We start from the raw sequence: 19,767 nt of genomic DNA, 5'->3' as shown, positions 1-19,767 counted from the left end.
TTAGCGCGTGCCGGTGATCCTGACGTAGAGTGCGGTAACTGCAAGAATGATCAACCCAAACAGGGCCGTGCGCGCACCTTCCGGCATTTGCATCAATGTTAGCATAGTATCCAGCACACGCAGAATAAGTGCGCCCACAATCGCACCTGCGAAACTGCCACGACCTCCGAAGATTGATGTGCCGCCAATCACCGCCGCAGCGACAGAGGGTAACAACAAGGGGTTGGCAAGGCTCAGCGAAGTTTGACGGATCATGCCGAGATAGAGCAAGCCAGCCAGCGCAGCGATCAAACTTGAAAGCACGTAGAGCCCCAGATAGACCTGCCATGCTCGGACCCCGGACAGCTTAGCGGCCTGCTCATTGGAGCCTAAGGCGAACAGCAGCCGACCAAATCCTGTATAGCGCATCAGCCACAGGATAAAGAGCGCAAACGGGATGAATACAAAAAGGCCGTTCGGCATTCCAGCGGTGCGGCCGGTTCCGAGCCAGGCAAGGAAGGCGGGAATTTCGGTGCCAGCATTGATAACGAGGCGTTGATAGACCTGCAGACATCCGGTGGCGATTAACCCCGATCCCAGTGTCATGATCAATGGATGGACCCGGACCAATCCCACACCGATGCCATTTACAACGCCCACAACTAGGCCAGCTGACAGCGCGATCAATACTGCAGGTGTCACGCCCCAAATCGCACTAAGTGTTGCGCAAACGAAGGCTGACACGGTGGCAACTACCCCGACCGAGAGATCAATTCCTGCGGTTAGCATTGTCAGCACCTGACAAGCCGCAAGCATCGCCAATGGAATTGCGAACTTGATCAGGTTGCCAACCCAAAAGGTTGAAATCAGCCCATCACGACCTGCTCGGACCGGGGTAACGATACCTGGCCGCAATACTTCCAGCACAGCGATCATCAGGACAAGGAAGACCAATAGCGGGATAATTGGGTTGTCGCGCAGATAACGGCCAAAGCGGACCATCGGTGGATCTATGGTGTCCATGCTCATCCGCGGGCTCCCTTTAGTGAAGCCGCCGTGCCCAGCATAACGACGAGAACCATAATCGTGCCTTCGATAATCGTGGTCACGTTTGGATCGACGGCCAGCAATGTCAGGATCGTCCGAATGATCCGCAAAATGAACACCGCGATGATCGGTCCAAGCAGACCGCCTTTGCCACCGCCCAGTACGACACCGCCCAGAACTACGGCCGCGACCGAGGCCATAAGATATGGCCCCGGTACCGGCTCTCCAATCCCGGTCAGCGCAGCGAGGCTTAGACCGCCCATGGCACAAAACAGCCCGCATAGCGCATAGGCTGCTATCTTTGTTCTTCCCACTGAAACACCAGAGCGGAAGGCGGCAAGCTCGTCTGATCCGGTGGCGTAGATCGATAGTCCGAGTTTGGAGCGCCGGATTGGCATCCAGACAACAGCGATGCCCAAGGCAATGACAAGCAGTGCCTTGGGCAGTCCGTTGAACAGAAAGTGACCGCGTATTGCCTGTTCCAGCCAATCTGCAGTCGCGCCGCCCGGAGTCTCAAGGATCAACAGCGCGACGCCTTCCCACACAAACAGCATGGCGAGTGTCACAACGATATCGGGCACGCGCGTTACAACGATCAAAAAACCATTGATCAACCCCATCAAAAACCCGACCCCCAACACGATAAACAAGGCCGGTACACCGGCCATGCGCTCCATCAGAACGGCTGCAGTCACAGCACAGACAGCCATCATAGACGCAACAGACAGGTCGATACCGCCGACGATTACGACGATGGCCATACCGGCGGTTGCGAAAGCAAAGGGCAGGGCGGCGCGGGCAATACTCTCCAGTCCTGACGCACCGAAAGTTGGTTGTATCAATTTTGTGATGGTCAAAAGGACCATGAGAAGAATCGCTAACCCCATGACCCATGCGTGTTTTCGGATGGCCACGCTCACGCCGCGCCCTCCGTCTCGGTCAGGCCATAGGCAGCACGCATCAGTGTTTGTTCATCCGCGTCAGCGGCATCAATCACATCAACCACGCGACCGTTGAAGATTACGACCGCGCGGTCACAGGCAAGTGGGATTTCTTCCAACTCGGACGTGTAGAATAGAACCGCCGCTCCCTGATCTGCCAACTCACGGACAAGCGGGTAAATCTGGCGTTTTGTGCGCACATCGATGCCACGAGTCGGATCGAATAGAAGCAGGGTTTCGACACCTGTCGCGAGCCAGCGACCAATGGTGACTTTCTGTTGGTTGCCACCTGAAAGCCTTTGCACCTCGCCCTGCGCGCGTGTGTCGATCTGCAGTTTCTCGACCGCATAAGCGACCCGATCGCGCTCATGCCGCAATTTTATTGGTCCCCAGTTCTTGAGCCGGGCAGAAAATGGCAGAGCGATGTTTTCTTTAACTGACCTTTGCGCCAGCAGAGCGTCTGAACGATCGCCCGGAACGAAAGTTATCCCGACGGCAATGGCGTCGGCGGGGTGGGCGAAGTTTACGGGCTTTCCATCAACTTCCATCGATCCTGAAGACGGGCGATCAAAGCCCGCCAGAACCTCAAACAGTTCATCCTGCCCCTGACCCTCAAGCGCGACCACCCCTAGGACCTCGCCGGGGAATAAGTCGAACGAAACATCCGAGAAACTGGGCTCAAAAGCCAGTGACTTAATGCCTAGGCGCGGTGTCTTGGCCTGTGGTTCATTTGCTCGAAGGATCTGACGTGTTCCAATGTCAATCTTCTGACCCAGCATCAATTCGACCACGCGTTCTTCTACGCCGGGTTCAATGTCAAGATCTCCGACAGTCATGCCATCCCGCAACACAGTGGCCCGATCGCACAGTTCCGAAATCTCGGTGAAACGGTGAGAAACATAGATCACACCCATCCCGTCATTTGCTTTGCGCCTTACGGTCTTCAATACGCGTTCAACCAGATCCGTCGGCAGCGCCGCGGTCATTTCGTCCAGCAAGAGGACATCTGGTTCAACTGCCAGCGCGCGTGCCAGATCGAGGATGCGCAGCGTAGCAAGTGGCAGGTCGCCAATCATTGCCGATAGTTTCAGGCCTTCGATGCCAAGTTCTGTAACCCAGTTTTGAAACTGATCGACAGGTGTGTCTGTCAGCCGAAGATTGTCGGATACGTCGAGATCAGGAATGAGTGAGGGTTCTTGATAAACCGGCACCAAACCGGAACGGCGCGCCTCGGCGGGGCTTCCGACAAACGCTTGTTTGCCTCTGATCAATACCTGACCAGCGTCGGGTTTAAGGGCACCGGTAATGATCTTGACGAAAGTGGACTTGCCAGCGCCATTTGCGCCCATCAAGGCAACGATCTCGCCTTCGGCAACCGTGAGGTGCGCATTGGTCAACGCCCGTACGGCGCCAAAACTTTTGGCCACGTCAGACGCGTCGAGAAGTGGTGTGCTGCTCATGGAAGTCCTTGAATGCCGAGTGGGTTGGATTTGCCTTCCGCCCAGCTAAAGGCGGAAGGCCAGTCAATTCGGATCAGCCCTCGCCGGGTCCCTTACAGTCGATGATTTGTTCCATCGTGTAATCGGTCCAGCCGGGAACGGTCACTGATACGGGCCACTCTGGGTCAAGGTTAGGATTCTGAGCCGCTGTGATCGTTTCACGGCCAGCGTCCGTCGCATTCTCCCAAAGCACAGGATCTACAAGAACGGTTTTGTTCTCAGGTGCCTTGCCGTTCAGAATGTCGACAGCCAGAGCAATGCCTGCGCCGCCGACTGAGCCAGGATTTGTCACGGCCGCGCCGTTCAATCCCTCAACCTCGGTCAGATATTGAACAAATCCTGCGTTGTCTGCGCCAACGATCGGAACCAGGGGAGCGCCGGATTCAGTGAACGCGTCGACAATTACATTGTCGATGCCGCTGGTCCAGACACCGTCAAACGGGATGCCGGTGGCCAGGTAATCAAAGATCTGTTGCTTGCCCTGGTCTTGCTGCCAGCCGGTGAAAACTTCATGCACCACATTGATATCGGGGTGTTCTGCCAACGCGCGTTTAAAGCCGTTGTCGCGGTCAGTATCCGCCGAAACCCCAGCAATGCCACGCATATAGACAACGTCACCTTTGCCACCAAGCTGTTCAAACAACCACTTGGCGCCAAGATAGGCGTATTCTTCTTGATTGTTTGAAAGAATGTAGGCGCCTTCAGCCGAAACGCCGGCATCCACAGCAACAACTACGATGTCCTGAGACAGCGCCTTTTCCAGTGCCGAGTTTAAAGCATCGGGGTTGGATGGGTTCAGCACGATGGCGTCTACACCCGCTTCAATGAGGTTGTTGATGTCTTCCAGTTGCCCGGCTGAATCGGTGTTGCGATGCGCAACGATCAGGTTCGTCACATCGGCTTCGACCAGAGCTTGCGCACGCATGGCGCAGATCATCTGTTCGCGCCAACCATTACCTTGAACGGTGTTGGACACTCCGATTGTGTATTGCTTGTGCCCGTCAGCCATCGCCACAGTTGAAAGAGACGCTGAAACTGCAAGAGCAGCAACACCATAAAGTAGGTTCTTCATTTTAGTTTCCTCCCAGTTTTAGTCATTTCAAATTTGATAATTTCTTCACTTGATGAATGGTGACAGGACATCCCGGGCCAGCAGAAAACCCCGCTTGATCTTTTCGTCAGTCCCTTCGAACAATCTGTCTTCATGTTCGATAATGATCGGACCGTCGTATCCTGCGCGGTACAGGCCGGAAAAGAAACCGGACCAGTCCACATCGCCCAGCCCGCAAAGCCGTGGGATTTGCCATCCCATGCCGGTAGACATCACACCGTTCTCATAAAGCCCGTCCTTATCAACCATCACGTCTTTGGCATGGACATGAGCCATGTATGGGCCAAATTCTTTGATGAACCGTTTTTGATCGATGAACTGCCAGATCAGATGTGAAGGATCGAAGTTCATGCCAACCGCATCGCCCCATTCCTCGAATATCCGCCGCCAGATTCTTGGCGAGTAAGCAATGTTGTGACCCCCGGGCCATTCGTCATAGCTGAAGATCATCGGGCAGTTTTCAAAGCACAGACGTACTCCAGAGTTTTGAGCGTGCTTCACGATCGGGTCGAAAATTTCGGTGGCACGCTCCCAGTTCGCGTCGAGATGCAGAGTGCGATCTCCGCCGACGAATGTGTTGACAACTTTGATGCCCATCACACCAGCGGCGGTGATTACCCTGTTAAGATGCCCAATAACTTCAGCCCGATGCTCTGCATCGGCGTGGAGCGGGTTGGGATAGTATCCCAGACCTGAAATCTCGATCCCCTGATCGCCGAGTTGCCCGACAATTTCATTGCCCTGATCCGCGGAAAGGCCATCTACGTTGATGTGGCTGGTTCCCGCATAGCGCCGTTGTTCGCCACCTGAAGATGGCCAGCAGGCGACCTCCATCGCCGAAAACCCATTGGAACCGGCCCAGGCCGCCACCTCAGTCAATTGAGAGTTTTCGAATGGTGCAGTCAGTAAGCCCAGTTTCATGTCATCGCCCTCAAATCTCGCTCAAATCGACCCAGCGGCTCTCACTCGCCGATTTCACGACGGCATCGCAGAACTGCATCTCGTAATGGCCGTCCTCAAATGTGGCCCATGTGCTGCCTTGTTGCCGCCCGCCTGCGATGACGTCGGCATAGACCGCCCGGAAAAAGTTGAAGAATGAATCTGCGAACCCTTCAACATGCCCGGGCGGCAATGTGGCGGCTGCGATCCCCGGACCGTTCATCAAGGTGAAGTCACGCATCAGGGTCTGGTTGGGTGCGTCACGATGCCCAATGAACAGGTGGTCGGGTGTTTCGCTGTCCCAAGCGGCGCTGGCTTTCCCCCCGGCGATGTCCCATTGCAATGAGTTCTTTCGGCCCATGTTCACCTGAGACGTGCTCATCACGGCCCGCGCTCCGTTCTCATATCGGATAAGGATCATGGCAGCATCGTCGGTATCGATGCGCACAGTCTCGGTTTCGCCGGTTCCGCTGGTAAATGTCTCAACCGGGCCAAGAGGTTTCTGGCGTTCCGGAAGGAAGGTTGTCAGCTCTGCAAAGACAGAGGTCGCCTTCAACCCTGTGACGAAGCTGGTCAGATCAACCCAGTGCGTTCCGATGTCACCAACCGATCGCAGCGCGCCGCCCACTTCGCTTTCCAACCGCCAATTCCAGTCTGTGGGTTTGGCCAGCCAGTCCTGATGGTAGTGCCCGGTAACAAAACGGATATCACCCAGATCCCCGGCCATGACCATGCCATGGGCTTGTTGGTTCAGCGGATAAAAGCGAATGTTGTAACAAACCGCTGCAATCTTGCCAGAAGCCTTGGCAAGGTCGACCATTTCAGCGCTTTCAGCGGATGTCATGGCAAGGGGTTTCTCGCAGATGACGTGTTTGCCCGCAGCCAGGATTGATTTCACTTGCGGATAGTGTGCGTGGTTAGGGGTCGTTACGTGCACTACATCGATGTTTTCATCCGCCAACAGATCCTCCAGAGAGTCATAAGCCCGGGCTACGCTCATTGCCCGCGCTCGTTCCCTTCCGCGCTCTGGCGATGACCCAAGAACACCTCTTACGTCCACGCCCAGACGCCGAAGCGCCTGAACGTGCACTGTTCCTATGAAGCCGGTCCCGATCACCGCAGCGCGGATTTTTGCGAAGTCACTCATCGTGCGCTCCTGTCAAACAACCGAATACCCTCCGTCCACGATCACGCAGGCACCGGTCACAAAGGCTGCCGCATCGGATGCGAGAAACAAGGCTGTTCCAGCGATATCTTCTGGGTGACCCCAGCGTGCCAAGGGTGTGCGTGCTTCTACAGCTGTTGAGAAACTGGCGTCTTTTCGGGCTTTCGCCGATTGCTCGGTCACAATGAACCCGGGCGCGATCGCATTCACCCGAATACCGTCTTTGGCCCACGCAATCGCCAGTGATTTTGTTAGTTGTTCCACGCCGGCTTTTGACGCGCCATAGGCTGGGTTGAGCGGTGAACCAAAGCGCGCATACATGGAGGCCACATTTATGACGCGCCCTTTCGCGACCGAAAGGGCAGGGTGCAGCGCTTCGGCGCAGCGAAAAGACCCGGTCAGATTTACGTCCAGCACGTGGGAAAAGAACTCAGGTGCCATTTCTTCACCGCGTCGAGTCACCGCCGCACAGTTTACCAAGACGTCAATATGGTCGCGTGTGCTTGCGAAATTGTAGACTTCGTCGGTGTCGGTTACATCCAGTTGAATGTAGTCAAACCGGGCGGCGTCCTCTTCGACGCATTGCGGTTCCACACCGGTAATCTCCACTGTGGCACCCGAGTCCTGGAATTCTCTTGCAATAGCGGCACCAATGCCGGCTCGGCTGGCACCGATCACCAGGACCTTTGCCCCGGCAAAGTCGAATGTGACCTTCGAAACCATCAAAGAACCTGGCTTTTGTTGCGTTTGAATTCGGATGCCATCAGGTTCCCTCGTTTGGAGAAATCGTTACTGCAATCGATTACATTATGGGAAAAACCTACTTTCCAAATTGTGTAATCGATTACATAATCGGCATCACATGAGATTCGAGTCAAGCCAGAAATCGACTGCCAAGCAATGAGCAAGATACCCAAACCCGCCACAATACAGGACGTCGCACGTGTTTCGCAGGTGTCGACAGCTACTGTCAGTCGTGTTCTGTCCAATCCCGATCTGGTGTCAAAATCAACACGTGTTGCTGTTTTGGAAGCTATTCGCGAGACGGGATATCGCGTTAATCAGGCAGCCCGAAACCTGCGGATGAAAAGGGCGGGGGCCGTACTGATCCTTGTTCCCAACCTCGGCAAACCTTTCTATTCGGGCATACTTGCCGGTATCAGTGAGGGGTTTGCGGGCTCGGACTATGCAGTTCTGATTGCCGATACCGAAAGTAATCCGCTACAGGAAGAAACTCTTGCCGGGTACTTTCGAGACGGCCGGATAGATGGCGCAATCTCTTTGGATGGTGGCATTCCTTCGACCGCACTTCAGCAATGCGTCACATACGGCGCCGGCGACCGCATAGTATTTTTGTGTGAATGGGTGGAAGGCGAGGCCTTTCCGGTGATTTCCAGCGACAACGCCGAAGGTGCGCGATTGGCGATCAGGCACCTGCATGATTTGGGCCACAAAAAAATCGCGCATGTTACCGGTCCCGACGGGAATGTTCTGACGACCGCTCGGCGTAAGGGCGTGGTCGAAGAACGGACACGCTTGGGGCTTCCAGCGCGGCCCGAGTGGATTATCAGGGGAGACTTCTCGCTGGAATCCGGACATGAGGCCGCCAGACGAATACTTGCGATGGATGAGCGCCCAACGGCGGTGTTCTGCGCTGCGGATATGGTTGCCTTTGGGTTGATTTCTGGGCTGGTCGCGGGTGGGTTGAAGGTGCCCGGTGACATTTCGGTTGTTGGTTTCGACGATATCGAAATGTCAGGATCTTATGTTCCGGCTCTGACAACAATCCGACAGGACCGACACCAACTGGGACGCCGTGCGGCAGAGGTTTTGCTGGGCCAGTTGGCGAACACTGGCAAAGCGCTTCCAATGAAATCAGCGCTTCCCGTAGAGCTTGTAACACGGGCGAGCTCCGCGCCGCCCAATTAGCGAAGTCAAAATTCAGGCGCCTTTGCTATAGTCTACGAAGAAGCGGGAGGCGCTGTGAGCGATGGAGAAAGGGGAAATGAGTAAGTCGACCATACCCATTGGCTCTGAACTCACTGCTCGGGATTATTCCCTGACTGGTGCGAATACGCGTCAAGCGATAGAAAACGGTCTGTCGGCCGCAGAGTGGTACCACAGCGATGTTCCTCGTAAGAAGCTGAAATCGCTTATGAAGCGCAGGGATGCGCCGGCCATTCGTGACACAGTGATCTGGATCGCTTTGCACTTTGTATTTGCGGCTGGCGGTTTGTACTTCTGGGGTAGCTGGCTTTGCGTGCCTTTCTGGTTTGCATACGGTGTCGTGTATGGTTCGGCCTGCGACAGCCGTTGGCACGAATGCGGACACGGAACAGCCTTTCGAACCCGATGGATGAACGACGTCGTGTACCACATCGCGTCCTTCCAGATCATGCGAAACCCGGTCAATTGGCGCTGGAGCCACGCGCGGCATCACACCGATACACTCATTGTTGGCCGCGATCCGGAAATAGCGTGGATGCACCCGATCAGCCTGATCCTGAAGGCGTTTGCATTTGTAGGGATTTTTGAGACCTGGACTTCACTCAAAACTCTAATGCGAAATGCCACGGGGAACTTGTCGCAAGAAGAGCAGGATTACATTCCGGAAAGCCAATGGCCCAAGGCGGTCTTTTGGGCGCGGGTTCACATTGCGATCTACGCCGCTGTATTGTTGATTTCATTTGTTTTGCTTGTCTCCGGGGCCGCATGGAAATCCCTGATCCCCATACTCTTGATCGGAGGTCCTCGGGTCTATGGGTGCTGGCATTTTGTAATGACGGGGTTGCTTCAGCATGGAGGGCTTGCGGAGAACGTTCTTGATCACCGGTTGAATTCCCGCACACTATATATGAACCCGATAAGTCGTTGGGTCTACTGGAACATGAATTACCATATTGAGCATCATATGTTCCCGATGGTTCCGTATTACTCTCTTCCAGCGCTTCATGATCTGATCAAGGATGATCTGCCGCCGCCGAATACTTCGATTTGGGACGGCTACAAAGAAATGATGGGTTCCGTCATGAAGCAGCGTGTTGACCCGAGTTACGCCATACGAAAGTCTCTCCCGCCGACGGCCCGCCCATATCAGGAACATTTTCACTTGGCAGTTCCGGAGAGAAACACGGGGTTAGAAATCGGTGATCGAGGAGGAACGTAATGCCTTGGGTTGACGCATGCGCCGTAGACGATGTTGAGGAAGAAGATCTCATTCGTTGGGACCACGACGGTAGAACCTACTTGATTGTTCGCAGTTTGGACAATGAGTTCTATTGCACCGACGGCCTCTGTACACACGAACAAGTGCACTTATCGGACGGTCTGGTGATGGACAACGAGATAGAGTGCCCCAAGCATAATGGGCTATTCGACTATCGCACGGGCAAAGCTTTGAGGGCACCCGTATGCGAAGATCTTCGCACCTACGAAACCAGAGTAGGAAATGGTCGCGTTATGGTATTGGTGGAATGATTTTTTGGGCTAGGAGTGGTTAGTGATCGAGCTGTCTGCAACAGGTATCCGGCTTTCATTCGACTTGCAGTTGGGGTTGATCGAGAGTTTCAGTGTGTACGACGGTGACGCTGAGATTTCACCGCTACATCGCGCACCTTGGGTCGGCACAGACGAAGTTATGCCCGAAGGTATAGCACCTCATTTGGAAAAACTCGGCGGTGATTTCTTTTGCGCCCCATTCGGGTCAACTGAGGGGACATCGCCGCTGCATGGGTGGCCAGCTAACTCTCGTTGGAGACTTGAAGAAAAGACCGACAGCTATTTGCGCGCTGAGCTCGACAGAACGGTCTATGGAGCTAGGCTGCAAAAAGAGATTACACTGCATCCTGAGCATCCATTCGTCTACCAGCGTCACACTTTCATTGGTGGCGACGGCGCGATGCCGGTTGCAAATCACGCAAATGTATCCTTGCCCAATGGTGGGATCATTCATACCTCTCGAAAGCAGTGTTGGAGAACGCCTAAGGTTGAACAGGAAGTTGATCCGGCCTTAGGCTATTCAGCGCTTAGATATCCGGCTGAAAGCCAAACGTTGGCGTCTTTTCCCGGGAAAGACCGCGAAGTGAATCTGTCAAACTACCCATGGTCTCCACAGAGTGAAGACTTTGTTGTTGGATTGGATTCGCCTGAAGAGAAATTGGGTTGGACCGCGGTAACTCGCCCCGTGGAGGGCGACATGTTCCTGTCGCTTAAATCGGCTCAGGCTTTGCCGATGACGATGTTGTGGCATTCGAACGGTGGTCGATATTATGCTCCTTGGTCGAGCCGCCACTTCGCCTGCCTTGGGGTTGAGGAGGGGGCCGCTTCGCCCATCCTGGGAAATGTCGAAAACAGTTTCCCGAACGATCACGGCGTCATTCATCTAAACCCCGATCGCCAAGTTGAGGTTACACATGTCATCGGGGCGCTTCGTTGGTGTAGTGGAGCCAGGGTGATTGCAGTTGAAACTCTGGGAAACCAACTTTTGATCCGAGGTACAGAAAATCAGGAGATTCTTGTGCCATTCGATCCGCAAGCCCTGAACATTTGAACGGGTGGTGCAGGGGAAATTGGCTTGAGACAGGCAGGGCAGTTTCGTAGCTTCGCTTGATGACAAAAACGCTCACTTTTTTGCTGCTTCAAAACCAACCCTGAGATCATTCGTCTAGCAGTGATCGTGTACGTTCGATTCTGGTTGAATAGGTTTGGCCCTATCTGTGCCGCAGAAAATAGCCGAAAACGCATAGATCGGATGCGATGTTTCGCGAACTGGTAGCGGCATCTAAATAAGGTTATTGTTGAAGATCAACGGCAAGCAATATCACCTGTGGCGGGTAGCCGACCATGAAGGCGAGGTGCTGGATATCTATGTCACGAAGCGCCGGGATCGTGTTGCGGCCTTTCTACACTTGAAGAAAGCGATGAAACGATACGGCCAGTCAGGTTTCGTCGTCACTGACAAGTTGCACTCTTACGACGCGGTGATGAAAGTCATAGGTAATGCCTCAAGGCAAGAAACTGGCCGTTGGAAGAACAATCTTGCTGAGTATTCACATCTTCCGTCGGCGAAAAGAACGTGCGATGCTCTGCCTCCGGCAAATGTGATGTTTGCAAAATTTTGCCGCAGACGACACTTCCGTCCATAGTCACTTCAATCATGAACGGCAGCTTTACTCACGCGACAAGTTCAAACTCAGTTGTACTGCCGCCCTTTCGGCGTGGAGCCAATTTAGTTTCGCCTAATTTTTAGCTTTCTGAGGTAGACTGAGACTGGTTCGAATTTGCCTGACAGCACGGCCACTCAGCCTGTTTCACCAAGCAACCTGCGATTTCTTTCTTCTGCAAACGCAGATTGGCTTCGCTGCAAGAATGTGCGTCGCGCTGCAGATCCTTCGAGAATATTTCCCACGAATAAGGGTCAGTTGCCCTGATTGCGGGCTTCCAACCGTTCAAGGTTCACAACGGTCGACAACATCAACCTGTCATGGCTCCAGTCGTCTACAGGCTGCAATGACGCAGCGCCTAACGCCAATGTCACAGCAAAAGCTGCGCTTAAGGCAAAGAACAGAGGGGGCATTGTGGGTTGGATTGCAGGGGCATCTGCCAGGGCAATCACACGTTGACGCAAGACGCGTTTGGCCTTGCCCCCTTTAACCAAAGCCACATTCAATACACGCGGGCTGCCGCGCATTACTGTATTGGAGCAATAGTTCAGCAGGCAGGAGGTGTATTCGACCGCGTTGATTCCACGGCGCGAAACGACGGATTGATCACAGGCCAGCTCGCGCAGCCGATCGAATTGAAACTTGAGAATCAGATATGCCGGGTTCCAGAACAGGAACGGCCGCAAAAGCTCGAACCCCAGTTCCCATTCAACATCGGCAGCCCTGACATGTTGCAGCTCGTGTGCAAGGGCAAACCGCATATCGCTGGGGGTGTTGAGCAGATGGCTGGGCAATACCACATGCCTGCGCCACAAACCGCGAACGGCGAAGGGGACTGTGACCCGGTCGGACAGGCGGATATCGACCTTTTCCGAGCTTCGCCACAGATAGCTGGAGCGAACAATGCCTCGGATTGCCAACCCGTCACGGATAATGCGCAGGATGCAGACCGCAGAATAGAGCGCCATTACCACCAAGATTGCCGATATAATCGGGTTTTCGCCTGAGAGGGTCTGTTCGATCCACCTTTGCCGGGTATTTAGCAGGGCCTCGAACTGGGTGGCGGGCATGGCGATATCGCCACGCAGATAGGCGGCAACCGCAAGATCCCCAATGGCGACCCCGCTTTCAACGGAATACATCGCCATGACCAAACCAGCCCCGATTGCCAAAAGGGGGCTGAGCAGGACGCAAAGACACAGAATTTTCAATGCGCGTAGCTGTGCAACAAACCCGTGTCGCATCTGCGTCATTGAAACCACGTATCTTGCCGCGATCCATACAATAGCCGCTAGGGCAAGAACCAGATTCAGTTCGAGAAATGCGTCGAGAACCGGTTTAACCGCTGTCATTTTGCAGTCTCCTCTCTACCAGTGCCCGAATATCCTCAAGATCTGCCTCGCTCAGACCGGCGTCATCTACCAACCGTGCAACCAGCGTGGCTGGTGTGTCATCGAACAGGGTTCGTGACAGGTTCTGCAGTGAACGCGCCTGATACCTATCCTTTTCCAGAAGCGGCGTATAACTTAGGGTCTTGCCGTTTTTGCGACTTTCTACAAAGCCTTTTTCGTCAAGAATGCGAAGGATTGTGGCCCCTGACGTATAGGCCAGGTTCCGATCTGGTGGCAGCCGGTCCAGTACATCACGCACCGAGCCCTGACCCAGAGCCCAGAGTTCGTTCATGAACTCCAGTTCGACCTCGGTCAGCAGGTTTGTCGTCTTTTTCTTTCGCATTGATCCCAGTGCCGTCATTTTACCTGTGCCTGACAGACAAGCATCCTTTGATGGTTTCGCAAAGCTTAAACTTTCCAGAACACGAAAACGCCCCAGCCGATGGACAGGAACAGCGGTGTCCAGACCGGTTGCCCGACTAGCCCTAACCAGGCCAGAAAAATATAGGCTGCCCCAAGCAATGTGATGAACAGCCGGTCGCCCAATGTGGTGGTCAAGCCCAGAACGCCGCGCCGTTCAATCCCGTCGCGGAATTTGAATCCTTCCAGCAGACCGATCAGCGCGATGGCTGAAAAGATGCCGACAAATACGGCCAGGGTCGCTGGTGTCCACGCCATCCAGAAATCTGGCCACAAGGGCGCAGTCCAGGAAAACTCTTTTTCTTCGGGCTGACCCACACTTCCCCACCCGGCCTGTGCTTGCGCCAAGGCCGAACCCGGGATCAGAAGGGGGATCAAAAGCAGTTTACGCATATCGAACCTCATACACGCCCCATCGCGAAACCACGCGCGATGTAGTTGCGGACAAACCAGATGACGATGGCGCCGGGGATGATGGTCAGCGTCCCGGCGGCGGCCAGCAGGCCCAATTCGTACCCGGCGCTGGACGCGGTTCGGGTCATTACGGCAGCGATGGGTTTGGCCTCGACCGCTGTCAGAGTCTTGGCCAACAGCATTTCGACCCATGAGAACATGAAGCAGAAGAATGCCGCGACGCCTACACCCGCTTTGATATTTGGCAGGAATATCGTGACGAAAAAGCGCGGAAAGGAATACCCGTCGACATAAGCGGTTTCGTCCAACTCCTTGGGGATGCCACGCATGAACCCTTCCAAAATCCACACCGCTAGCGGCACGTTAAACAGCGTATGCGCCAGCGCCACCGCCAGATAGGTGTCAAACAACTGGATTGACGAATAGAGCTGAAAGAACGGTAAGGCGAACACCGCAGCCGGTGCCATCCGGTTGGTCAGCAGCCAGAAGAACAACTGCTTGTCCCCTAGGAACCGATAGCGTGAGAACGCATAGGCCGCTGGCAGGGCGACACAGACGGAAAGTACCGTGTTCAGCGTCACATAGGTGATCGAGTTGATGTAGCCCCAATACCACGTCGGGTCTGTGAAGATCGTGATGTAATTTTCCAGCGTAAAGGTCTGCGGGAACAGAGAAAAACCCGACAGGATCTCGTTCGTGGTCTTGAAGGACATCGCCACCAGCCAATAGATCGGCAACATCAGGAACGCGATATAGAGAATCGGGATGAGGGAGCGCTTTTTCATTCGGCGTCATCCTTTGTCATCAGAGTGTAGAAGACCCATGAGACCAGCAGTGTGATGGCGAAATAGATCAAGCTCATCGCAGCCGCAGGGCCAAGGTCGAACTGTCCCAGCGCGATCTTTACAAGATCAATCGACAGTAAGGTGGTCGAGTTTCCGGGACCCCCGCCAGTCAAAACGAAGGGTTCGGTGTAGATGTTGAAACTGTCCATGAACCGCAGCAGGATGGCGATTGTCAGAACCGTCTTCATCTTGGGTAACTGGATATACCGGAACACTGACCACGGGCTGGCACCGTCGATCTTGGCCGCCTGATAATAGGCGTCCGGGATCGAAACCAGGCCCGCGTAGCACAGTAGAACCACCAGCGAAGTCCAGTGCCAGACATCCATGACGATGACAGTGATCCAGGCCGACAAGGGCTGCTGCGTCATGTCATAATTGATGCCCAGAACGTCATTCAGAAAATACCCCAGCAGGCCGATTTTTGGCAGGGTAAAGATGTTCCACATCGAGCCGACTACGTTCCAGGGGATGAGCATCGGCAGAGCCATCAGCACCAGACAGACCGGCACCCAAAAGCCTTTGCGCGGCATCGACAGGGCAACAATGATGCCCAGCGGCACCTCGATGATCAGGATCATGAAGGTAAACAGGAACTGTCGCCCCAAAGCGGCCTGAAAGCGGTCGGAGCGCAGGATTTGTTCGAACCATCCCAGCCCTTCCCAGAAGAACTGGTTATTGCCGAAGGTCTCCTGCACCGAGTAGTTGACCACCGTCATCATTGGCACCAGCGCGTTGAAAGCGACCAGTGCCAGAACCGGCAGGACAAAGAACCATGCTCTTTGGTTTATTGTTCTCATTGGGCCCGCTCCTGCGTTGCGATCCAGCCGTCGCGATAGACGCGGGACTGCTCGGGTTTGAATTGCAGAAAGACCATCGAGCCTTGTTCGGGCGCATTGTGTTCGGTGACGGCCTTGATCGGCGTGTTCCCAACCAAGGCACTGACCACGTAATGGCGCCCGATATCGGCTACTTTGGTGACATGTGCCGGTATGCCGGATTGGCCGAAGCCTACATATTCCGGGCGTATTCCCAGATCGGTGCGACCACCTTCACCATGGGTCGGACCTTCCAAGGCCACCTCATGCCCTTCGAAAATAGCGCGATCGCCCTTGGTCTCGCAGGGTAAGACATTCATGCCGGGCGAGCCGATAAAGTGACCAACGAATGTATGCTGAGGCCGCTCGAACAGTTCAACCGGCGTACCGATCTGAACCACTTCTCCATCCTGCATGACCACGACTTCATCAGCAAAAGTCAACGCCTCGGTCTGGTCGTGGGTGACGTAGATCATTGTGGCTTTTACGCGCTGGTGCAGCTCTTTCAACTTGGACCGCAGTTTCCATTTCAGATGCGGGTCGATCACGGTCAGCGGCTCATCAAACATCACCGCATTCACGTCATCGCGCACTAGTCCGCGCCCCATCGAGATTTTTTGCTTGTTGTCCGGGCTCAGGCCAGAGGCTTTGGTGCCCAGCATATCCGCGACATCCAGCATTTCGGCAATCTCATCAACACGCCGCTTGATGGTTGCAGCGTCAACGCCCCGGTTTTTTAGAGGAAAGGCTAGGTTCTCGCCTACGGTCATCGTGTCGTAGATCACTGGAAATTGAAAAACCTGCGCAATGTTGCGCTGATCAGGGGGCAGGGCGGTCACGTCGCGGTCATCAAACAGGATCTGCCCCTCAGAGGGCGTCAGCAGGCCCGAGATGATGTTCAGCAGCGTAGACTTGCCGCAGCCCGATGGCCCCAGCAGCGCATATGCCCCACCATCGCGCCAAGTGACGTCGATTTCCTTCAGCGCATAATCCTCGGGGCCTTGCGGCGATGGCATATAGCTGTGTCGAAGGTTTGAAAGCTTGATCTGTGCCATGTCAGGCCACCCTTTTGCCGTCTTGGCCGAAATACCGGCAATGGGCCGGATTCATATAGAAACTATGGTCTTCGCCAACCTGATAGGGATGTACGCCCGCCGCCAATGAAACCCATGCGTCGTTCCCATGTTGGAAATGCGCACTGGAGTCAGATCCGGATAGCTCGGTCACGATCACACGCCCGGTCAGTTCTATATCTGCGTCCGATGTGCGGAATGGCGTCACGCGATGCGGGCGTACCGCAACTGTGTATTCACCGTCTGCGATGCCGGTGACGGCCCATCCACCGCCCCCTGCAAGTTGCGCCTGCGCACCCGAGACGGTGATATGCGCGACGTTGATGGGCGGATCCGAGAACACACGTGCGGCAGCGATGTTTTCCGGATTGCGGTAGATATCAGCGGTTGGCCCAAATTGGGTGACCCGGCCGTCTGCCATCAGAGCGGTATGACCACCGAGTAGCAATGCTTCTTCCGGTTCTGATGTCGCATAGACCACAACGGCCCCGCGCCCGGCAAAAAGATCAGGAAGTTGCTCGCGTAGCTCCTCGCGCAGTTTGTAGTCCAGATTGGCCAGAGGTTCATCAAGGAACACGGCCCGGCTTTCCTTGGCAATCGCGCGGGCCAATGCGGTGCGTTGTTGTTGCCCACCCGACAGCTCGTGCGGGCGGCGCTGCAGCATCGGGCGCAGCTGCAGCAGATCAGCGGCCTCTTCCACGCGGCCTTCGATTTCGCTTTTCGCCATGCCTGCTACGCGCAGGGGCGAGGCAATGTTGTCGAAAACGCTCATATGGGGGTAATTGACGAAAAACTGGTGCACCAGACTGATCTTACGCTTCTGCGTATTCAGCCGAGTCACGTCCTGACCGTCCATCAGGACCTTGCCTGCGGCGATCGGATCCAGTCCGGCCATCATCTTGATCAGTGATGTTTTCCCGGAACCGGTGGCACCCAGTAACACATTGAAATGGCCTGTTTGCAGCGTCAGATTCGTGGGTTTGATATGGATGACGTTGCCGACCCGTTTGGTCGCGTCTTGAAGTTCGATCATCTGGTGTTCTCTGGGGGTATTTGGGGGTAGGCCGGGTCTGAGCCCGGCCTACGAGTTTACGCTTACTGGGACTGCCAGCGCTGAACCAGTTCGTCATAGTTGACGGTCTGGCCTTGCGGCTTTTCGTTCTCCAGCTTGGCTTTTGGCGAACCCGGCTTTTCCAGCCAGAAGGACGCATCCTGCGGCTCGTTCAAGCGCGGACCACAACCGCCGTAGACACCGGCGCTTTCATCCGCGGCCTGCATCCGGCCCATTGTGATGTCCATCTCTTCGGCCAGACGATCCATCGCTTCTTGCGGAGTGAAGGCACCCGAGTTCACGTCACCAATCTGCTGCCACCAGATCTGGGCCAGCTTCGGATAATCCGGCACGTTGATGCCGGTCGGCGACCATGCCACGCGGTCAGGTGAGCGATAGAACTCGACCAAACCACCCAGCTTGGGCGCGCGTTCGGTGAACGACTCGTGGTTGACCGAGCTGTCGCGAATGAAGGTCAGACCCACATGGGACTTCTTCACGTCGACCGTCTTGGACGTCACGAACTGGGCATAGAGCCAAGCCGCCTGAGCACGATCCGCAGGGGTCGACTTCAGGAAGGTCCAGGATCCCACGTCCTGATACCCAACCTTCTGACCATCTTCCCAATAGGGGCCATGCGGGCTTGGCGCCATCCGCCAAAGCGGTGTGCCTTCGTCGTCGACGGTGTTGTTGCCTTCGGACTTCGGCTTCACCATGTCGGCAGTAAAGGCGGTGTACCAGAAGATTTGCTGGGCCACGTTGCCTTGGCTAAGCGCCGGCAGCGACTGGTAGAAGTCATAAGACGCGGCACCTGGAGGCGCATAGTTGCGCAGCCATTCGTCCCATTTGCGGATCGCATAGACCGCAGCCGGACCGTTTGCAGCACCACCGCGCGACACAGATGCGCCAACAGGGTTACAGGTGCCCGCTTCCATGCGGATGCCCCATTCGTCAACGGGGATGCCGTTCGGCTCACCCTTGTCGCCAGCACCAGCCATCGACAGCCACGCGTCGGTCATACGCCAACCCAGGTCAGGTGCGCGCTTGCCGTAATCCATGTGGCCATAGATCGCGGTACCGTCGACTTCTTTCACATCGTTGGTAAAGAAATCGGCGATGTCTTCGTAAGCGGACCAGTTGACCGGAACGCCCAGATCATAGCCGTACTTCTCTTTGAACGCGGCTTTGTTTGCCTCATCGTCGAACCAGTCCTTGCGGAACCAGTAGAGGTTCGCAAACTGCTGATCAGGCAGCTGATACAGCTTGCCATCCGGACCGGTGGTGAACTGAATGCCCATGAAGTCATCCAGATCCAGCGTCGGAGAGGTCGTGCTCGCCCAGTCGCCACCCATCATGTCGGTCAGCGGATATGCCAACTGCAGACGCGAGTGGGTGCCGATCAGGTCACTGTCGTTCACGTAGCCGTCATACAGATTCCGACCTGTTTGCAGCTGGGTTTGAACGGCTTGAACTACTTCGCCTTCACCCAGAATCTGGTGATTGACCTTGATGCCGGTAATTTCTTCGAACGCCTTGGTCAGAACCTCAGATTCGTAAGAGTGCGTAGGGATGCCTTCGGACAGGACGTTGATTTCCATGCCATTGTAAGGCTGTGCAGCTTCGATGAACCATTGCATCTCGGCCATCTGTTCGTCTTTCGACAGGGTTGATGGCTGGAATTCGTCGTCGATCCAGCGTTGTGCTGCGGCTTCGTCGGCCCAAACGGGACCGTGCCCCGCAATGACGGCAGCCGCCGCCACTGCGGAAAGTAGATGTCTCCGCATCTGTTTCCTCCCAAAGATTATGTGATCCGGCGCAGACCGGATGACGATCAGCATCAGCGATTTGCCTCCTGCGTGTCAAACTAAATTTTTAGTAATTGAGGTGGTGGCCGGGATAAATTTCTGAAAAT

The 19,767-nt window shown here is 55.2% G+C and carries 19 protein-coding genes and 1 pseudogene; 5 read left to right on the top strand and 15 right to left on the bottom strand.

Going from position 1 to position 19,767, the window contains the following annotated elements; translation table 11 throughout:
• From AC2FIP_RS05590 to AC2FIP_RS05560, 7 genes are all read right to left on the bottom strand, one after another.
• Entirely contained in the window at positions 1 to 1,008 is a 1,008-nt protein-coding gene (locus AC2FIP_RS05590) for an ABC transporter permease (RefSeq protein ID WP_496690824.1), read from the bottom strand.
• Positions 1,005 to 1,946, bottom strand: a complete 942-nt coding sequence (locus AC2FIP_RS05585; RefSeq protein WP_496785465.1) for an ABC transporter permease — start codon at positions 1,944 to 1,946, stop codon at positions 1,005 to 1,007. The genes AC2FIP_RS05590 and AC2FIP_RS05585 overlap by 4 nt, the downstream gene beginning before the upstream one ends.
• Complete coding sequence (locus tag AC2FIP_RS05580) at positions 1,943 to 3,427, bottom strand: sugar ABC transporter ATP-binding protein (protein WP_496785464.1); 1,485 nt, start codon at positions 3,425 to 3,427, stop codon at positions 1,943 to 1,945. Before AC2FIP_RS05580 ends, AC2FIP_RS05585 begins: the two co-directional genes overlap by 4 nt.
• A gap of 73 nt (positions 3,428 to 3,500) precedes the next feature.
• Positions 3,501 to 4,538: an ABC transporter substrate-binding protein gene (locus AC2FIP_RS05575; RefSeq protein WP_496785462.1), complete on the bottom strand. Its 1,038-nt coding sequence runs from the start codon at positions 4,536 to 4,538 to the stop codon at positions 3,501 to 3,503.
• 45 nt (positions 4,539 to 4,583) lie between these two features.
• On the bottom strand, positions 4,584 to 5,498 hold the full coding sequence (locus AC2FIP_RS05570; protein WP_496785461.1) for a sugar phosphate isomerase/epimerase family protein: 915 nt from the start codon (positions 5,496 to 5,498) through the stop codon (positions 4,584 to 4,586).
• Positions 5,499 to 5,508: 10 nt separating this feature from the next.
• Positions 5,509 to 6,663 (bottom strand): Gfo/Idh/MocA family protein, encoded by a 1,155-nt coding sequence (locus tag AC2FIP_RS05565; RefSeq protein WP_496785459.1) that lies wholly within the window; start codon positions 6,661 to 6,663, stop codon positions 5,509 to 5,511.
• A gap of 12 nt (positions 6,664 to 6,675) precedes the next feature.
• Positions 6,676 to 7,404: an SDR family NAD(P)-dependent oxidoreductase gene (locus AC2FIP_RS05560; protein ID WP_281972355.1), complete on the bottom strand. Its 729-nt coding sequence runs from the start codon at positions 7,402 to 7,404 to the stop codon at positions 6,676 to 6,678.
• A 177-nt stretch (positions 7,405 to 7,581) separates the two neighbouring features.
• Here AC2FIP_RS05560 and AC2FIP_RS05555 point away from each other — a divergent pair, with 177 nt between their 5' ends.
• The 5 genes and pseudogenes from AC2FIP_RS05555 to AC2FIP_RS05535 all read left to right on the top strand — a co-directional run bounded on the left by AC2FIP_RS05555 (position 7,582) and on the right by AC2FIP_RS05535 (position 11,922).
• A complete protein-coding gene (locus AC2FIP_RS05555; RefSeq protein WP_281972354.1) occupies positions 7,582 to 8,610 on the top strand; it encodes a LacI family DNA-binding transcriptional regulator in 1,029 nt (342 codons plus the stop codon).
• A 76-nt stretch (positions 8,611 to 8,686) separates the two neighbouring features.
• Positions 8,687 to 9,847: a fatty acid desaturase family protein gene (locus tag AC2FIP_RS05550; RefSeq protein WP_496785458.1), complete on the top strand. Its 1,161-nt coding sequence runs from the start codon at positions 8,687 to 8,689 to the stop codon at positions 9,845 to 9,847.
• Positions 9,847 to 10,158 (top strand): MocE family 2Fe-2S type ferredoxin, encoded by a 312-nt coding sequence (locus AC2FIP_RS05545; protein WP_271946204.1) that lies wholly within the window; start codon positions 9,847 to 9,849, stop codon positions 10,156 to 10,158. The genes AC2FIP_RS05550 and AC2FIP_RS05545 overlap by 1 nt, the downstream gene beginning before the upstream one ends.
• Before the next feature lie 22 nt (positions 10,159 to 10,180).
• The gene (locus AC2FIP_RS05540; protein WP_496785456.1) at positions 10,181 to 11,230 is read left to right on the top strand and encodes a hypothetical protein; all 1,050 of its coding nucleotides are present in this window, start codon (positions 10,181 to 10,183) and stop codon (positions 11,228 to 11,230) included.
• A gap of 105 nt (positions 11,231 to 11,335) precedes the next feature.
• A pseudogene (locus AC2FIP_RS05535) lies at positions 11,336 to 11,922 on the top strand (DDE-type integrase/transposase/recombinase).
• A 175-nt stretch (positions 11,923 to 12,097) separates the two neighbouring features.
• On the opposite strand, the gene AC2FIP_RS05530 reads toward AC2FIP_RS05535, so the two are convergent.
• The 8 genes from AC2FIP_RS05530 to AC2FIP_RS05495 form a co-directional block, all read right to left on the bottom strand.
• Positions 12,098 to 13,195, bottom strand: a complete 1,098-nt coding sequence (locus AC2FIP_RS05530; protein ID WP_496785453.1) for a M56 family metallopeptidase — start codon at positions 13,193 to 13,195, stop codon at positions 12,098 to 12,100.
• The gene (locus AC2FIP_RS05525) at positions 13,182 to 13,577 is read right to left on the bottom strand and encodes a BlaI/MecI/CopY family transcriptional regulator (protein WP_142634715.1); all 396 of its coding nucleotides are present in this window, start codon (positions 13,575 to 13,577) and stop codon (positions 13,182 to 13,184) included. Before AC2FIP_RS05525 ends, AC2FIP_RS05530 begins: the two co-directional genes overlap by 14 nt.
• Positions 13,578 to 13,642: 65 nt before the next feature.
• On the bottom strand, positions 13,643 to 14,047 hold the full coding sequence (locus tag AC2FIP_RS05520; RefSeq protein ID WP_496785452.1) for a DUF2160 domain-containing protein: 405 nt from the start codon (positions 14,045 to 14,047) through the stop codon (positions 13,643 to 13,645).
• An 8-nt stretch (positions 14,048 to 14,055) separates the two neighbouring features.
• The gene (locus tag AC2FIP_RS05515) at positions 14,056 to 14,853 is read right to left on the bottom strand and encodes a carbohydrate ABC transporter permease (protein WP_142634711.1); all 798 of its coding nucleotides are present in this window, start codon (positions 14,851 to 14,853) and stop codon (positions 14,056 to 14,058) included.
• On the bottom strand, positions 14,850 to 15,713 hold the full coding sequence (locus AC2FIP_RS05510; RefSeq protein WP_496750135.1) for a carbohydrate ABC transporter permease: 864 nt from the start codon (positions 15,711 to 15,713) through the stop codon (positions 14,850 to 14,852). The genes AC2FIP_RS05515 and AC2FIP_RS05510 overlap by 4 nt, the downstream gene beginning before the upstream one ends.
• The gene (locus tag AC2FIP_RS05505) at positions 15,710 to 16,786 is read right to left on the bottom strand and encodes an ABC transporter ATP-binding protein (RefSeq protein WP_496785451.1); all 1,077 of its coding nucleotides are present in this window, start codon (positions 16,784 to 16,786) and stop codon (positions 15,710 to 15,712) included. Before AC2FIP_RS05505 ends, AC2FIP_RS05510 begins: the two co-directional genes overlap by 4 nt.
• A 1-nt stretch (position 16,787) precedes the next feature.
• Positions 16,788 to 17,837, bottom strand: a complete 1,050-nt coding sequence (locus AC2FIP_RS05500; RefSeq protein WP_496785449.1) for an ABC transporter ATP-binding protein — start codon at positions 17,835 to 17,837, stop codon at positions 16,788 to 16,790.
• A 62-nt stretch (positions 17,838 to 17,899) separates the two neighbouring features.
• Positions 17,900 to 19,639 (bottom strand): ABC transporter substrate-binding protein, encoded by a 1,740-nt coding sequence (locus tag AC2FIP_RS05495; RefSeq protein ID WP_496785447.1) that lies wholly within the window; start codon positions 19,637 to 19,639, stop codon positions 17,900 to 17,902.
• Positions 19,640 to 19,767: the final 128 nt, after the last annotated feature.

This window comes from Ruegeria sp. CDSB114, from assembly GCF_059611025.1.
Note: the sequence above shows the minus strand (reverse complement) of the source record. Positions and strands in the feature narration are given on the sequence as shown.

What these genes read in the sequence shown, in the direction of transcription:
- AC2FIP_RS05505 (WP_496785451.1), bottom strand. Translation starts at nt 16,786, where the DNA reads ATGGCACAGATCAAGCTTTCAAACCTTCGACACAGCTATATGCCATCG.
- AC2FIP_RS05515 (WP_142634711.1), bottom strand. Translation starts at nt 14,853, where the DNA reads ATGAAAAAGCGCTCCCTCATCCCGATTCTCTATATCGCGTTCCTGATG.
- AC2FIP_RS05495 (WP_496785447.1), bottom strand. Translation starts at nt 19,639, where the DNA reads ATGCGGAGACATCTACTTTCCGCAGTGGCGGCGGCTGCCGTCATTGCG.
- AC2FIP_RS05550 (WP_496785458.1), top strand. Translation starts at nt 8,687, where the DNA reads ATGAGTAAGTCGACCATACCCATTGGCTCTGAACTCACTGCTCGGGAT.
- AC2FIP_RS05530 (WP_496785453.1), bottom strand. Translation starts at nt 13,195, where the DNA reads ATGACAGCGGTTAAACCGGTTCTCGACGCATTTCTCGAACTGAATCTG.
- AC2FIP_RS05520 (WP_496785452.1), bottom strand. Translation starts at nt 14,047, where the DNA reads ATGCGTAAACTGCTTTTGATCCCCCTTCTGATCCCGGGTTCGGCCTTG.
- AC2FIP_RS05525 (WP_142634715.1), bottom strand. Translation starts at nt 13,577, where the DNA reads ATGCGAAAGAAAAAGACGACAAACCTGCTGACCGAGGTCGAACTGGAG.
- AC2FIP_RS05565 (WP_496785459.1), bottom strand. Translation starts at nt 6,663, where the DNA reads ATGAGTGACTTCGCAAAAATCCGCGCTGCGGTGATCGGGACCGGCTTC.
- AC2FIP_RS05545 (WP_271946204.1), top strand. Translation starts at nt 9,847, where the DNA reads ATGCCTTGGGTTGACGCATGCGCCGTAGACGATGTTGAGGAAGAAGAT.
- AC2FIP_RS05560 (WP_281972355.1), bottom strand. Translation starts at nt 7,404, where the DNA reads ATGGTTTCGAAGGTCACATTCGACTTTGCCGGGGCAAAGGTCCTGGTG.
- AC2FIP_RS05570 (WP_496785461.1), bottom strand. Translation starts at nt 5,498, where the DNA reads ATGAAACTGGGCTTACTGACTGCACCATTCGAAAACTCTCAATTGACT.
- AC2FIP_RS05500 (WP_496785449.1), bottom strand. Translation starts at nt 17,837, where the DNA reads ATGATCGAACTTCAAGACGCGACCAAACGGGTCGGCAACGTCATCCAT.
- AC2FIP_RS05510 (WP_496750135.1), bottom strand. Translation starts at nt 15,713, where the DNA reads ATGAGAACAATAAACCAAAGAGCATGGTTCTTTGTCCTGCCGGTTCTG.
- AC2FIP_RS05580 (WP_496785464.1), bottom strand. Translation starts at nt 3,427, where the DNA reads ATGAGCAGCACACCACTTCTCGACGCGTCTGACGTGGCCAAAAGTTTT.
- AC2FIP_RS05575 (WP_496785462.1), bottom strand. Translation starts at nt 4,538, where the DNA reads ATGAAGAACCTACTTTATGGTGTTGCTGCTCTTGCAGTTTCAGCGTCT.
- AC2FIP_RS05590 (WP_496690824.1), bottom strand. Translation starts at nt 1,008, where the DNA reads ATGAGCATGGACACCATAGATCCACCGATGGTCCGCTTTGGCCGTTAT.
- AC2FIP_RS05555 (WP_281972354.1), top strand. Translation starts at nt 7,582, where the DNA reads ATGAGCAAGATACCCAAACCCGCCACAATACAGGACGTCGCACGTGTT.